Origin of the sequence: Tenacibaculum holothuriorum, assembly GCF_002120225.1 — a bacterium.
Taxonomy (GTDB): domain Bacteria; phylum Bacteroidota; class Bacteroidia; order Flavobacteriales; family Flavobacteriaceae; genus Polaribacter; species Polaribacter holothuriorum.
In genome coordinates this window covers 36,854-52,550 of record NZ_LAPZ01000003.1, presented here as the reverse complement: position 1 = coordinate 52,550, position 15,697 = coordinate 36,854, and the positions used below count along the sequence as shown (strand labels likewise).

The window sequence follows — 15,697 nt, the reverse complement described above, 5'->3', positions numbered from 1 at the left end:
AAAATTTAAAGTATAAAACTTATTGCTTTATAAATTTCTTAGTAGCTATTTTATTGTTATCGTTTGTAATTTTTAATACATATACTCCTGTTGGTAAATTAGAAATATTAATTCTTTTTTTAGTTGTATTAATAATTTCTTTACCTACAAGATCTACTAAAATAATTTTTTTAATAATGTGTGATGTAGCATTAATCTCAATATAGTCATTAGCTGGATTAGGAAAAATATTAATAGCATTACTAAAAGTATAATCATTATTACTAGCCGTTGTGTCAGGTTTTAAGTTTTCATCATAAATTTTTACAACTGTACCATTTCCTGAGTTAGTGACATACATATTACCAAGTTTATCTATAGCAATATCTCTAGGGTCGTTTAAATTTGTTGTAACGTAGTCTGATATTTCATTTGTTGAAGGATTATACTTAACAATTTTATTTGTACTAGAAGTATAGGTTGTAAAATAAACCATGTTTCTAGCAATGGCTACGCCTCTAATTGCAGCATATCCACTAGCTACTATTGTTTTTGTCCCGTTAGGAGCAATTTTAAATAGTTTTCTATCATTTCTATCTGTAACATAGGTATTACCATTAGAGTCAAAAGCAATATCTTCTGGAGTATAAAATCCTGTAATAAAATTTTCTTTAGATTTGTTTGTTTTTACTTTAACAACTTTTGAATTTGTTTCAGAAACATAAAACATTTCATTGTTTTTAAATACAATTCCATAAGGAGAATCACCAGTAGCACTTACATATTCAGTTAAATTATTTGAAGTATCTGCAATTAAAATTTTTCCAGAAAAGGGAGCTGCAATATATAAATTATTAGCATTGTCAAAAGCTAATCCATTAGCTCTAAATCCAGAAGTAGCAATTAATGTTGCGTTACCACTGTTATCTAATTTAAAAATTTTACCTGAATCATGCTCAGAAATATAAACTTCGTTATTTGAGTTTACAGCAACACCTTCTAATGAAGAAAATCCGCTAGCATAGGTCGTTATTGTGGTTGTAGTGCTTTGTTTAAAAATTGCTGTGATATTTTTATTAGCATTCATTGTAATCGTCAATGGGTTTGTGATCCCTGAGGCACCATCTGACCAGTTTTCAAACTCATATCCTGTTTCTGGTATTGCGGTAAGCTCTATTGTACTATTCGCTTTGTATTTATTTCCTTCGTGTTTTCCAGAAGAAGAAACATTAATGTTACCATTGTCATGTTTAAGTATAAGTTCATAAGCTTCTGTGTAGTTAATATTAACGGTTTTGTCTCCATCCATTTTTAAAGTTATTGGACTTCCAAAATAAGTCGTATTCCCTACGTTTATGTTGTCTACAATGTATCCTGAATTTGAGTTTACTGTTATAGTAACTTCGGTTCCGTCTTTATATTTTCCATCACTATCTGGGGTTGGACTTACAGTAGCCATTCCGTTAGAACTATTTATAGTTAAAAAATGTTTGTTTTCTATAAAATTAGCGGTAATATTCATGTCTTTTGTAACACTAGTATATGCAGTAGTATTAGTACCAGATATGTCTCCTGACCAATTTTTAAATTTATACCCATTGTTAGGTACAGCTTTTAGTGTAAGTGCTGTACCATATGTATAAGTATTATCGCTAGAATTAGGAGAAATAGTAATAGTACCATTTGGAGAATTAGTAGTTACTTTATGAATTGATGGTTCAAATATAGCAGTAACACTTTTATTACTATCTATAGTAAATGTATGTGGGTTATTGTTGTTGGTAATATCTCCTTCCCATCTTACAAATTGATATCCTGTATCGGCAACTGCAGTTAATGTAATTTCTGTACCATTTTCATAATTATTATTTCTAGTATTCTCAGGGTTAGATTTTACTGTAATTTCTCCATTAGTTGCACTTTTAGTTAAAGTATACATTTTAGAGCAATCTTTACTAAATGAAGAATGGCTATCTATAGATGTCCAATTACTAGTACTATATGATACATCATCAACAGTAATACAAGTTAAGTTTGGGTTTGAATAAGTAGCAACAATTAAAGATAAACTCACGTTGGTACCATTAGCTACATTCAGGCTGTTTAAATTGTTTTCACGACAATTAAGTAATTCTAATTTTGAATGTTTGGATAAGTCTAAACTTGTTAGTTTATTTTTTTCAAGTACTAGCTCAAATAAATCTAGATTGTTAGATAAATCGATAGATTCTATATTATTCTCTTTAATTGAAATTTGTGTTAACACAGTGTTTTTTGTGAAATCTATGGAAGGTAGTTGATTTCCTCCACAATATATTTGTTTTAATTTAAGATTTTTTGAAACATCGAGACTTTGTAATTTGTTGTTTGAACAAGCTAAATAATTCAAGTCTGTGTTTTGAGATATATCTAATGAAGTTAAGTTGTTATTGAAACAGTGTAGCTCTTTAATTTTTATGTTCTTTGTAATATCTAAAGAGTTTAATTTATTGTAATTACAAACTATAGAGTTTAAAGTGTCACTATTTGGTGTAATTATTGAAGTTAATTGATTATTTGAACAAGAAATATCTGTTATTTTTAAGTTGTTAGATAAGTCTAAAGTTGTTAAGTTGTTATTTAAACAAGAAACTCTAGTTAATTCTGTATTTTTAGAAAAATCGATACTTTGTAACTTATTTTCACTACAATCAAAAAATGTAAGTTTTACATTTTTAGAAATATCAATTGATGAAATATTGTTTGTACGACAAGATAACTGAGTAATGTTAATAAAAGTTTCAATTCCTGTTAAATCGGTAATATTTTTACTAATCAAATTTAAAGTTCCTGAAAAAGCAGCTGCTTCTGAAACTTGAATTTCACCATCACTGTTTGTATCAATAGTTGGAGTGTGGCTTAATAAAGCAGACTTAAAATTAGTGTCAGAGATGTTTACATTTTGGGCAAAACCATAAAATGCTGTTAGTAAAAAAAGAATTAAAAAGTAACTTTTTTTCATAGTTGAGGAGTGTATATTTTTAAGCAAGCGAAAGTAATAAAATATACTGTTTACTTACAGTGTTTTAGAAATTAATAATGTACATTTTATAAAATGAATGAAAAGAAAAACCTCTTTGAAAAACAAAGAGGTTTTAAATATTTATCTATAGTGATTTATTACTACTTAATTAATTCGTAACTACGTTTTATAAAGTTGGTTAACTCTTCACCATGTAAGAGATTTTGAGATAACTTAGCTAAATCAAAAGCTTGAGAAACCAATTGTTTTTGTTTGTCTCCATCTGCATTTAAAATATCACCTATTAATTCGTGATTGGTATTTACCACCAAGTTATACATTTCAGGTAAATTACCCATTCCCATCATTCCGCCACCACCAGAAGCTTGCATTTCTTTCATACGGCGCATAAATTCTGGAACAGTAATTAAGAATGGAGAAGCAGAAGAGTCCATAGCTTCTAATTGCACTGTATAATTAGTGTTGTTAACAGCACCTTCAATAACAGGTTTTAACTTTTCTTTCTCTTCATCGGTAAGTTTAGAAATTACTGTGTCGTCTTTCTTAATTAAATTGTCAACATGATCTGCATCTACACGTTTAAATTGAATTTTAGCTTCAGTATTAGAAGTTTCTAATTTTTGCATTAAATGACTTACAATAGGAGAATCTAATAAAAGCACTTCGTATCCTTTTGCTTTTGCATCTTCAATATAACTATGTTGTGCATCTTTGTTTGCAGCATATAAAATTACGTGGTTACCATCTTTATCGGTTTGAGCATCTTTAGTTTTTTCAACTAATTCATCAAACGTAAAATAAGTATCATTTACAGTTGGATATAAAGCGAATTTCTTAGCCTTATCGAAGAATTTATCTTCAGATAACATTCCGTATTCGATAATTACCTTGATGTCGTTCCATTTTTGCTCAAAATCTTCTCGATCTTTTTTGAATAAAGAACTTAGTTTGTCAGCTACTTTTTTAGTGATATATCCAGAGATTTTCTTCACCGCTCCATCAGCTTGTAAATACGAGCGAGATACATTTAAAGGAATATCTGGAGAATCGATAACACCTTTTAGCATTTGTAAGAAATCAGGAACAATTCCTTCTACATTATCCGTTACAAATACTTGGTTTTGGTATAATTGAATTTTATCCTTCTGGATATCCATGTTTTGAGATAAACGTGGGAAATATAAAATACCAGTTAAGTTAAAAGGGTAATCTACATTTAAATGAATGTGGAATAAAGGCTCTTCGAATTGCATTGGGTACAATTCTCTATAAAATGTTTTATAGTCATCACCCTCTAAATCTGCTGGTTTTTTAGTCCAAGCAGGATTTGTGTTGTTGATGATGTTATCAACCGTTTTAGTTTCTGGTTTTGCATCTTCAGCAGCTCCTTCTGGTAATGGTAAAGTTTCTTCCTTCGTTCCGAATTTGATTGGAATTTGATTGAAACGATTGTATTTAGTTAATAAACCAGAGATTTTATGTTCTTCTAAGAAATCCTTTTCATCTTCAGAAATATGTAAAATGATTTCTGTACCTCTTTCAGTTTTGTCATGTGCTTCTAAAGTATATTCTGGAGAACCATCACAAATCCAATGAGCAGCAGGTTCATCTTTATACGATTTTGTAATAATTTCTACCTTATCAGCAACCATGAAAGCTGAGTAAAATCCAAGTCCGAAGTGACCAATAACGCCAGTTTCGTTGTTAGAGTCTTTGTATTTTTCTAAGAATTCTTCGGCACCAGAAAAAGCAATTTGATTGATGTATTTTTCAACCTCATCAGCTGTCATACCTAAACCTTGATCTATGATATGAAGCGTTTTGTTGTCTTTATCAATTTTAATTTCGATTTGTGGAGTTCCGTATTCAACGTTAGCTTCTCCAATAGAAATTAAGTGCTTTAATTTAGTAGTGGCATCGGTTCCGTTAGAAATCAATTCGCGTAAAAAGATTTCGTGGTCAGAATACAAGAATTTTTTAATCAGTGGAAATATATTCTCTACCGATACATTAATGTTTCCTTTACTCATAAGTATATATTTTGTTTGATATTATTTTCTGAAGACAGAATTGTCAAAAAAAATACCAAATCCCAATAAATGACAAGATGACAGCAAAGATTATCTTACTCGAATAGTTTTGTGTAGAAATAAAGAAGCTAATAAGCCAATAAAAGAACTTAATAAAAGAAAAATAAATAAGTATTGATACCCTGTTTCTCCACCTACTACATCTAGATAATATCCAACTAACGGACCAATAAATAAATCGGGAGAATACCCAACAATTGAAATAATACCAACTACAGTACCAGTAATTGAGATTGGAATATTAGATTCTTCAATAATGGTAAAATAAACTACTCTAAGTGCATAAATACCAACAAGTGTACTTGTTAATGAAAGTAAATTAATTGTATAGCTAAGTGATAAATTTACATTTAATGATAAAAGAAAACTACTTAAAGTCGTAATTAAAAACCCAAAAATTAACCATTTAGTTGGTGTTGCTTTTTTAGCAAAAAGAATAATAAATAAGCAAACTAAAGGTCTTAAATAGGAAATAATTACTCCGAATAAAGCCGATTCTTTATCTGTATAACCATAAATTTCATTAGTATATTGAGTAAAAACATCAGCAATTCTAAAACCAATATATGCTGATAAAATTATAAGCATTAACATCCATACAACAGGATGTTTAATTGCCCTCATAGTATTTTGTTTATAACTGTTTCGTGTAATTATATTATCTTTTTTTGTGTTGTAGTTTGGAAGAAATAATAATAGAAATCCAACAATAATTACTGCAACCGAAACAATTAAATAAACATCTTTTAAAACTGTTTGTAATTCAACTTTTGATGTGCTTGCAGCTTCTGGAAGCAGGGTAGAAAAAAATACAACACCAATTGTTCCTATTAAAGCAGCGACAATTCCTCTTCCTCCTTCTAACAAACCAAAAGCTTTTATTTGCTGATCCTTTCCTCCCCAAATACGAGTAGCTTTTATTAAAGCAGACCAAAATAACAGAATAGTAGTTATTCCCCAGTACACATACATAATATATAAAGTAGTTAAAGAAGGAAAAAAAACTAAAAACAATCCGCCAATACCAGTAGTTACTAGGGCTATACTCATTAAAAGTTTGGGTTGATATCGGTCAGCAATTAATCCACCAAAAAAATAAAAAACTAGGGCAGTAGCACCGTATAAGGTATAGCAATAACCAATTTGTGTGTTAGTTATATCAAATGCATGTATAATAGAAGGTCTAAAAAGTCTGATTAAGACAAAGGGTAGCGCGTAAATTATTTCTACTGCTACTATAAATAACAATATTTGAAAAAAACGTTTGTTTATCATGAGGGTAGTTCAAAGAAACCATTTTTGAGTTTTAATTACAAGCTTTGGACGTTAAGTTGTATAGATGGTAAAAAATAATACGATTTAGATTGATTTTTATGTACGAAGTAACTATTTAAGTCATAATAAGGATAATTGTAGTATAATGAATTAATTACTACTTTTGTAAGCTAACATTTTGCAAACAACAAAAAAATCAACATATATAATGTATAGTTCAAAAATTACAGGTTTAGGTTATTACGTTCCTGATAACGTGGTGACTAATGACGACTTAACGCAGTGGATGGAAACTAGCGACGAATGGATTCAAGAAAGAACAGGAATTAAAGAGCGTCGTTGGATTGACCCAAAAACAGAGGATACAACTTCTGTAATGGGAGCAAAAGCTGCAAAAATTGCTATTGAACGTGCTGGATTAACAAAAGATGATATCGATTTTATCATTTTTGCTACATTAAGTCCAGATTTATATTTCCCAGGTGGAGGAGTGCAAGTTCAAGATTTATTGGATATGCCTACAATTGGAGCATTAGATGTTCGTAATCAATGTTCTGGATTTATTTATGCAATGTCTGTTGCTGACCAGTTTATTAAAACAGGAATGTATAAAAATATTCTTGTAATTGGTTCTGAAAATCATTCAGGAGGTTTAGAACGTTCTACTCGCGGTAGAGGAGTAACCGTGATTTTTGGTGATGGAGCAGGAGCTGCTGTTCTTTCTCGTTCTGAAGAAGAAGGAAAAGGGATTTTATCTTCTCACTTACATTCTGAAGGAAAACACGCTAAAGAATTAGTTTTAGAAGGGCCTGCTACTGGGCGATGGGTTCCTGAAATCATAGATGCAAATGATCCTGATGATGTTTCTTATTTTCCACATATGAATGGTCAGTTTGTATTTAAACATGCCGTAGTTCGTTTTTCTGAAGCTATTGTTGAAGGCTTACAAGCTAACGGTTTACAAAAAGAAGATATTGATATGTTAATTCCTCATCAAGCGAATTTACGTATTGCCCAATTTATTCAGAAGAAATTCCAATTAGCTGATGATAAAGTATATAATAATATTATGAAGTATGGTAATACAACTGCTGCTTCTGTAATTATTGCTTTAACTGAAGCTTGGGAAAAAGGAAAAATTAACGATGGAGATTTAGTAGTTTTAGCTGCCTTTGGTAGTGGATTTACTTGGGGATCGGTAGTGATTCGTTGGTAATAAAATTACAGAAATAGATATAATAAAAAATCCGAAGTAAATGCTTCGGATTTTTTTATTAGAATAAACCTCCTTGAGATTCATTATCATCTCTATGCTTTCTTCTTTTGGCTTTGTTTTTTCCGCTTCCGAAGTTGTATGAAAAGCCTAAGTAAACAGAATCGTACTCTAAAACATATTTTCCTGTTTGAGAGAATGGATTATTAGACGAGTAATCAAAATTTACATTATTAAAAATATCGTTGGCTCTTAAAGTTATTCGTCCTTTGTTATCTAATACTGATAACCTTGCAGCAAGATTTATCATCGTATATGGATCGACGATGTACTGAATACTTTCACTTTTTCCACGATGAATTGCAGAAAGCTGAAAACTTAACTTTTTAGTAGCTTTAAATGAATTACTTAAACTACTTTTTATACGAGTATTTTTAATCGTTTCTCTTCTTCCGTTTAATATTCCTTCAGAATCTTGTACATAAATTTCAAAAGAAGGTCTTAACGTCCACCAACTATAAGGTTTAAAGCTTGCTGACGATTCAAAACCATAACTGTCAGCAAAATCATAATTGGTAAAAGAGATAATTTGTCTATCTGTGCTTAAATTATCTTGTTGTAATAATCGACCAATTTTGTCGTGAGTTCTTCGGTAAAAAGTACCTAAAGAGATATATCCTTTTTTAATTGTTTTGGTGTAATTTAATTCTACTGAATTCGTAAATTGAGGTCTTATATTAATATTCCCTCTCGATATAGATAGGGGAGAGAACCACTCTTGAATTGGTGTTATCTGGTAAGCAGAGGGTCTGTCAACTCTTCTGCTGTAGCCTAATTGTAAATCGTCTTTATCAGTAATATGATAGGTAATATATGCAGAAGGATAAATACTAAAAATATCATCTTTTACGGGAGTATTCCCTTGTTGAGTATTGCTAAATAAAGCATCAAGTTTAAATTGTTCTAATCGTATACCTGTTTGAATAGAAATTTTATTGAACTTCTTATTGAAATTTACATAACCAGAATATATAGAACGATCGTAATTTAGATTTGTATTTCCAACAGGTTGAATTGCTGGAGTTCCGCCAATTAAAGCTTCTTGATCGGTTATAATGTTGTTTTTAAAGTCTTGTAGCCTAAATTCTAATCCGAATTCTAATTTACCGTCTTTAATTGGTTTGGTATAGTCGACATTTACTAACCATAATTTACGAGTATCAGTTATATCGTTGTTATAGTTGTATAACTTCGATGTTGGATTAATAGTTTCATTATTAATTGTCTCTTCAGGGTTTTTGTTGGTAGAATGATTTAATTCTATTTCAATATTTTGTCCTTTATCATCTATTTTATACACATAATCTATGTTATAATCCTGATTATGTTCGTTATATTTAGACAAACTCCTTTGGTTAAATGATGAGGCATTATTCTCAGAAACATTAGTGTTTGTTAATAAACTATTCTTGTCAAAACTTTGGTTGGTATAAAGAGATAATGTACTTTTTTTATTCAACTCAATATCAGCACCAATTTTAAAGCTATGAGAGTTTGAGTTGTTTAAAAAATCTAAATTTTGAATAAGATTTTTATCTGTTCTAGAAAGAATATTTGTGGTTGCATAATCACCCCAACTAGTATTGTAACTTCCATAGAAATTTATATTTCCTGTTTTGTAGTTTAAATTTAAAGAAGCTTCAGGTCTTGTATTTTTACTATGTACTATTCCTGCAGAAATAGTCCCGTTAAAACCAATTTTAGTATTCTTTTTTAGAATAATATTAATGATTCCGCTCATACCTTCTGGAGTATATTTTGCAGAAGGACTCGTAATAATTTCAATACTTTTTACAGAATTTGAGGGAATTTGTTTTAATAACTGTTGTGTATTTAAGCTAGAAGGTTTTCCGTTAACCAATACTCTTACGTTATCATTTCCTCGTAAACTAATGTTTCCTGAAAGTTGATCAACATCAATAGATGGAATGTTTTGCAACATATCAAAAGAGTTTGAACCTGCAGATGTTAAATCGTTGCCCACATTTATCACCTTACGATCTATTTTTTGAATAATGGTTGAAGTTTCTCCTTGTATTTCAACTTCATTCAATTGAGTATTGTCTTGTTGTAAAGAAACGATTCCAATGTTGTAATTTGATTTTGTAGTGGTTAAATCTATATTTTTTTCAATAGATTTATAACCTATAAATTGAAATTGGATTGTAATTTTTTCCTTAGGAAGTTTTGTGACAGCAAATTCACCTTTATCATTGGTAATAGCTCCTGTAATTATTTTACCATTTAATTTTTTACAAGAGATAGTTACATAAGATAATGGAGAGTTACTTTTAGCATCTATGACTTTACCAGAGATTTTCCTATTTTGAGAATAGGAGTAAACAGTTACTAATAATAGTAACGTAAAAAGTAGCAACTTTTTCATTTTCGGGGTCTTTCTAAGTTATTTACGCTAAATGTAATAAAAAAATCCAAGGTAATGAGTACCTTGGATTTTTATTCAGAATAATTAACACTGGGGGCTTAGAAGAAACCTCCTCCTCCTTGCTTTTCATTGCTATCTCTTCTTCTTCGAGATTTAGCTTTGTTTTTACCTCCACCAAAGCGATAGTTAAATCCTAAGAATGTAGTTCTGCTTTCCCATTTAAATCGACCGTTTTGTGCATAAGGTCTTTCAGATTCAAACTGAAATCTCATATCATTGAAAATATCGTTTACTCTAAAAGTAATATTTCCTTTTCCTTTTAAGATACTATAGTTAGCTCCAATATTTACCATTTTCATAGGATCTACATCCCATTGAATATCTTTTCTTGGGCCACGATACATAGCAAATAATTGTAATCGTAATTTTTTACTAACAGTAAAGCTATTGCTTATACGAGCGTTAAATATATTAGCTTGTACTTCAATTCTTGGTGAATTAGGATCATTAGCATTTGTTGTTCCAAATTGTTTTTGAGAGTAAAAATCCATACTCGCATTTGCACGCCACCACTTAGTAATTCTATAACTTGTAGAGAATTCTAAACCATAAGCATCTGTATCATCAAAATTACCAAAAGATAAAATTTGTCTTGTTTCACTTGCATCTGTAGGATCTTTATAAGTTACCCTGTTAATTACATCAGTAATATTTCTATAAAAACTACCTAATGTAATCGATCCTCCTTTAATTCTTCTTGTATAGTTAAATTCAACTGAATTTGTAAACTGTGGAACTAATGTTGGTTCTCCTTTTGAAGTAATTAATGGAGTACTCCATTCTCTAATTGGGTTTACTTGTTGTATTCCTGGTCTATCTACTCTTTTACTATAACTTAGCTGAAATTGATCTTTATCATTTGGATTAAAAGTAAAGAAAGTAGAAGGATAAATAGTGAATATATCATCAGTAACAGTCTCTGTTGCTTTACCTACCTGATTAAATTTTCCTTCAATTTCATATTGCTCTAAACGAGCACCTAATTGCATAGAGAATTTTCCGAATTTATGACTATAGTTTACATACCCCGAGTATATGTTTCTATCGTATGAAAAACTTGAATTTGGAATTTTTTCTGTTTGAGTAACACGAGGACCATTAGCATCAAAAATAATGTTATTGTTGTTATCTCTTTCGTAGGTAAGAATTCTATGCTGGTCGGTTAAATTTGTGTTATCAGTTCTATTAATTCTATATTCTAAACCTAATTCTAATTTTCCATTTTTCGAAATAGGATTTGTATAATCTAAATTGATTAATGTATTGTTTCTGTCATTAGTTATATTATTAAAATAGTTTAATAATTGGTATCTATTGTCAGATGTATTTAAAGCAAGATCTCTGTTGGTTAATGTAGTAGGAGCATCGTTTTTAGTATAAGTAGCTTCAAACTCAATATTATGTCCTTTCTTTTCAAAATCTCTTTTATAATTTACATTATAAGTTTGACTATGATTGTCTGAAATTTGAGTGTTAGGTGCATTACTTCTAATACTATTATCTGCATTAGTAATTATAGCTCTACCACCAGCATTACTGTCAAACCAGTTTTGAGTTGTGTATAATGATAAAGTATTTTTATCATCTAAATAAATATCGGCACCAAACTTAAGTAAATGCGATTCGTTGTCGTTTGTAAAAATGAAGTCTTGAAAATTCTCTCCAGGTCTATTTACAAAACCAAAGTTATATCTTTCTCCTCCTCTATAACCGTAGTTACCAAAGAAATTAACTTTACCAGTTTTATAATTCATATTGGTACCAGCATTGTAACGTACATAATGTCCAGCTTCAATTCCAGTATTTAAAGATCCATTGAATCCCATGTTGGCATTTTTATTAAGAACAATATTAATAATACCACTCATTCCTTCTGGATTGTATTTAGCAGATGGATTGGTAATTAATTCTACACTCTTAATAGAAGTTGATGGGATTTGTTTTAGTAACTGACTAGCAGGAATATTTGTAGGTCTTCCGTCAACCAATACACGTACATTTTCGTTACCACGTAAGCTAATATTACCAGTTTGACTATCTACACTTACCGATTGTACGTTGTTTAATAACTCAGAAGCAGTAGTACCAGCAGAAGTTAAATCTTTACCTACATTAATAACTTTTCTGTCTACTTTTTGAGTTACTGTTGATGTTTCTGCACGAACTTCAACCTCATCTAATGTAGTACTATCTTCTTCTAAAGAAATAGTTCCTAAATTAACTTTTCGGTTTTTTCTTGTAACATTAATAGGTTTAGAAACTGTTTTGTATCCTATAAATTGAATTTCAATAATGTTTTTTCCTTCAGGAATATTTTTTATCGAGAAAATTCCTTTTTCGTTTGTAATACCACCAGTAACTATTTTACTAGCAGCATCTTTTACTACCACATTTACATAGGGTAGTGGTTCTTTTGTTTTTTGGTCGATTACTTTCCCCGAAATTGTTCCAGGTTTCGGAAGAAATTTTTTAGGCATTTGAGCAAAAGCAATTGTGCTAAATACCAAAAAAAGTATGGTTAATGTTTGTTTCATTACGTATAAATTGAATAGTTTTAACGTCTAATAGACTACTTGAAAACAAACTTTGTTACCTGTTTTAACAGAGTTTAACGTATTATTAACAACTTATGGACAATATTACTTTGGTGCTTGGAGCCTCATTAAATCCAATAAGATATTCTAACAAAGCAATTAAAGCATTAAGGGCCAATGAGATTAATGTAGTAGCTATTGGAGCTAAGGAAGGAGAAGTTGCCGATGTATTTGTTACAACAAAAAAAGAAAAATTCAATTCTGTAGATACGGTAACGTTATATTTAAATCCGTCACGACAAAAAGAGTATTATTCTTATATATTGAATTTATCTCCTCGTAGAGTGATTTTTAATCCAGGAACTGAGAATTCTGAATTGATGAATTTGTTAAAAGAGAATATTATTGAAGTAGAAATTGCTTGTACTCTAGTATTATTAGCAACGAAGCAATATTAAACTACTAAACTTTGAGGAAGTGTAGAAGTAGTATAAACGTTACCCGCTTTGGCTAGTTCTACATTTTCAAAAACTGTTTGAGCTTCTGTTTTAAAATCTTCAATATTCTTATATCTACTTGAGTAATGACCAATAATTAACTTATCAACATCTGCTTCTTTAGCAATTAATGCAGCTTGTTCGGCAGTTGCGTGTTTTGTTTTATCACAAAGTTCTTCTCTATCTTTTAAAAAAGTACTTTCGTGGTATAAAATATCTACATTTTTAATTATCGGTACTATATCGGGTTTGTAAGCAGTATCACTACAAAAAGCATAACTTTTTACTTTTGGAGGGTCAATAGTTAGTTCTGAGTTCAGAATAACTTCTCCAGTTTCTAAAGTATAATCTTTACCCGCTTTTAAATTGTGATAATCGCAAACATCAATTTCGTCGTATTGTTTTATATTATCAATATGAAGTTTACGAGGTTTAGGTTTTTCAATAAATAAATAACCGTTTGTATAAACTCTATGATTAAGTGGGATTGTTTTAACTAAAACTTTATCATCTTCAAAAATAAGTTCACTTTCAGTTGAACTAAGCTCATGAAAAATCAAATTGAATTTTGTCCAAGATTTAGAAAGTTTAAGCTGTAAAACAGTAATTTCTTTTATTCCGACTGGACCGTAAATATGTAAATCACGTTCTCTGTTTAATAAGCCTAATGTTGAAATTAATCCGATTAACCCAAAGAAATGGTCACCGTGTAAATGAGAAATAAAAATATGATCTATTTTAGAAAATCCAACTTTGTATTTACGCATTTGTCTTTGCGTACCTTCACCACAATCAATTAAAAAATGACGGTTGTTTATTTCTAAATATTGAGCTGTTGGATGTGCGTTAACCCTAGGCGTTGCAGAGTGGCATCCTAAAATAGTAAGTTTTATACTCATTTATCTAATAACAAAGCGTTTAGAAATTATTTTTTCTCTACTTTGTATAGCGTATATATACATACCCGATTTTAAGTCGTTACGATAAAAAGGAATTACGTTTTTTCCTTTTGAAACTTTTAAATTCTGTTTAAAAACGGTTTTACCTAATACATTTTTTACAGTTAAAATAACATCTTGATCTAACTGAGTATTAAAATAAATTGTAGTTTGATTTGAAAAGGGATTTGGAGACGCGAGTAACTTATCCTTTAACTTGTCTTGAGAAAAGCTAAAAGAGGCAGTTAATAAAAATATAATTAAAAGTAATTTTTTAGTCATACATTATTTGTTTTTAGGGGGATAAACAAAATTTCGATTTAGATTTTAGTTCTTGATTTTTCTCAAGATTAAAAACCTAAATCTCGCTGTATGTTTTCCATTTCAATTACATCTTCTGCTTCAACTAAAGTTGGAACTATATTAAATGTTTCTGGAAAAACATCAACATCTACATTTTGACAAATTAAAACAAAAGATGTGCCATTTTGTTGATGTAAGTCTGCGTAACTCAAAAATAATGAAATATTTTTTTCATTACTGTTAATTTCTGGAGAAATATGAACGATTAAGTGATTTTCCTCAAAATTAGTATGCTCTTTTTCAAATTTTTTAAAGAAAACGTCAAAAGAATTTCCTTCAGAATTTATTAAAATATAACCTTCTTTATCTTCAATTTTCATACTTATCGTTTTATTTGTTGTGCTAACAAGTAAATTACTGCCATACGAACTGCAACTCCATTTTCTACTTGATTCAAAATAATAGATTGATCACTATCAGCAACATCACTTGTTAATTCTACACCTCTGTTAATTGGTCCTGGGTGCATAATTACAATTTTCTTGCCAAGGTTATCTAGTATTTCTTTATTAATACCAAAAAGCTGCGTATACTCTCTTGTTGATGGAAAATACTTAATAGCCATTCGTTCGTGTTGTACACGAAGTACATTGGCAACATCACACCATTCTAGAGCCTTTTTTAAATTAGTTTCTACACCAACTCCTAAACTCGAAATATAACGTGGAATTAACGTAGTTGGTCCACAAACCTTGACTTCAGCACCTTGTAATTGTAAAGCAAAAATATTAGACAATGCTACCCGAGAGTGTAAAACATCTCCTACAATAACTATTTTCTTTCCTTTTAAACTATTGGTGTTCAAAGCTTCTCTCATTGAAAAGCTATCGAGTAATGCCTGAGTTGGGTGTTCGTGAGTACCATCACCAGCATTTACAATTTTAGCATCTACATGCTTAGAAAGAAATACACCAGCACCAACATTGGAGTGACGCATGACAACAATATCTACTTTCATAGATAAGATGTTGTTAACGGTGTCAATTAAAGTTTCTCCTTTTTTTACTGAAGATTGTCCTGCAGAAAAATTGATAACATCTGCAGATAAACGTTTTTCAGCTAATTCAAAAGAAAGCTTGGTACGTGTACTATTTTCAAAAAATAAATTGGCAATTGTTATATCGCGTAAAGAAGGAACCTTTTTAATAGGTCTATTAATAACTTCTTTAAAATGAGAGGCAGTTTCAAAAATTAATTCTAAATCGTTAGGGTTAAGGTATTTTATGCCTAATAAATGTTCTACACTTAACTGCTTCATTGGTTTAGTTTTCTAAATGTGT

11 protein-coding genes are annotated in these 15,697 nt (G+C 30.0%); 2 read left to right on the top strand and 9 right to left on the bottom strand.

Translation table 11 applies throughout. The features are described 5' to 3' along the window. Positions 1-19: 19 nt before the first annotated feature. From WH52_RS05400 to WH52_RS05390, 3 genes are all read right to left on the bottom strand, one after another. Complete coding sequence (locus tag WH52_RS05400) at positions 20-2,980, bottom strand: InlB B-repeat-containing protein (RefSeq protein WP_086029931.1); 2,961 nt, start codon at positions 2,978-2,980, stop codon at positions 20-22. A gap of 161 nt (positions 2,981-3,141) precedes the next feature. Then, positions 3,142-5,031 carry a molecular chaperone HtpG gene (htpG, locus tag WH52_RS05395; protein ID WP_086029930.1) on the bottom strand — a complete coding sequence of 630 codons (1,890 nt, stop codon included), beginning with the start codon at positions 5,029-5,031 and terminating at the stop codon, positions 3,142-3,144. 90 nt (positions 5,032-5,121) lie between these two features. Beyond that, positions 5,122-6,366, bottom strand: coding sequence for an MFS transporter (locus WH52_RS05390; protein WP_086029929.1), 1,245 nt, complete (start codon positions 6,364-6,366; stop codon positions 5,122-5,124). Positions 6,367-6,574: 208 nt separating this feature from the next. Here WH52_RS05390 and WH52_RS05385 point away from each other — a divergent pair, with 208 nt between their 5' ends. Further along, entirely contained in the window at positions 6,575-7,582 is a 1,008-nt protein-coding gene (locus WH52_RS05385) for a 3-oxoacyl-ACP synthase III family protein (protein ID WP_086029928.1), read from the top strand. 58 nt (positions 7,583-7,640) lie between these two features. Here the strand turns inward: WH52_RS05385 and WH52_RS05380 are convergent, their stop codons facing one another. Then, a complete protein-coding gene (locus tag WH52_RS05380) occupies positions 7,641-10,025 on the bottom strand; it encodes an outer membrane beta-barrel family protein (RefSeq protein WP_086029927.1) in 2,385 nt (794 codons plus the stop codon). A 98-nt stretch (positions 10,026-10,123) separates the two neighbouring features. Further along, a complete protein-coding gene (locus WH52_RS05375) occupies positions 10,124-12,619 on the bottom strand; it encodes a TonB-dependent receptor domain-containing protein (protein WP_086029926.1) in 2,496 nt (831 codons plus the stop codon). 95 nt (positions 12,620-12,714) lie between these two features. Between WH52_RS05375 and WH52_RS05370 the strand changes: the two genes are divergently transcribed. Continuing rightward, entirely contained in the window at positions 12,715-13,077 is a 363-nt protein-coding gene (locus tag WH52_RS05370; RefSeq protein ID WP_086029925.1) for a CoA-binding protein, read from the top strand. Here the strand turns inward: WH52_RS05370 and WH52_RS05365 are convergent. From WH52_RS05365 to WH52_RS05350, 4 genes are all read right to left on the bottom strand, one after another. Continuing rightward, entirely contained in the window at positions 13,074-14,015 is a 942-nt protein-coding gene (locus WH52_RS05365) for a ribonuclease Z (protein ID WP_086029924.1), read from the bottom strand. The genes WH52_RS05370 and WH52_RS05365 overlap by 4 nt on opposite strands. Continuing rightward, positions 14,016-14,336, bottom strand: a complete 321-nt coding sequence (locus WH52_RS05360; protein WP_086029923.1) for a T9SS type A sorting domain-containing protein — start codon at positions 14,334-14,336, stop codon at positions 14,016-14,018. Positions 14,337-14,404: 68 nt separating this feature from the next. Next, positions 14,405-14,737 (bottom strand): hypothetical protein, encoded by a 333-nt coding sequence (locus WH52_RS05355; protein WP_086029922.1) that lies wholly within the window; start codon positions 14,735-14,737, stop codon positions 14,405-14,407. Between the two features lie 2 nt (positions 14,738-14,739). Next, the gene (locus tag WH52_RS05350) at positions 14,740-15,675 is read right to left on the bottom strand and encodes an aspartate carbamoyltransferase catalytic subunit (protein WP_086029921.1); all 936 of its coding nucleotides are present in this window, start codon (positions 15,673-15,675) and stop codon (positions 14,740-14,742) included. Positions 15,676-15,697 lie beyond the last annotated feature (22 nt).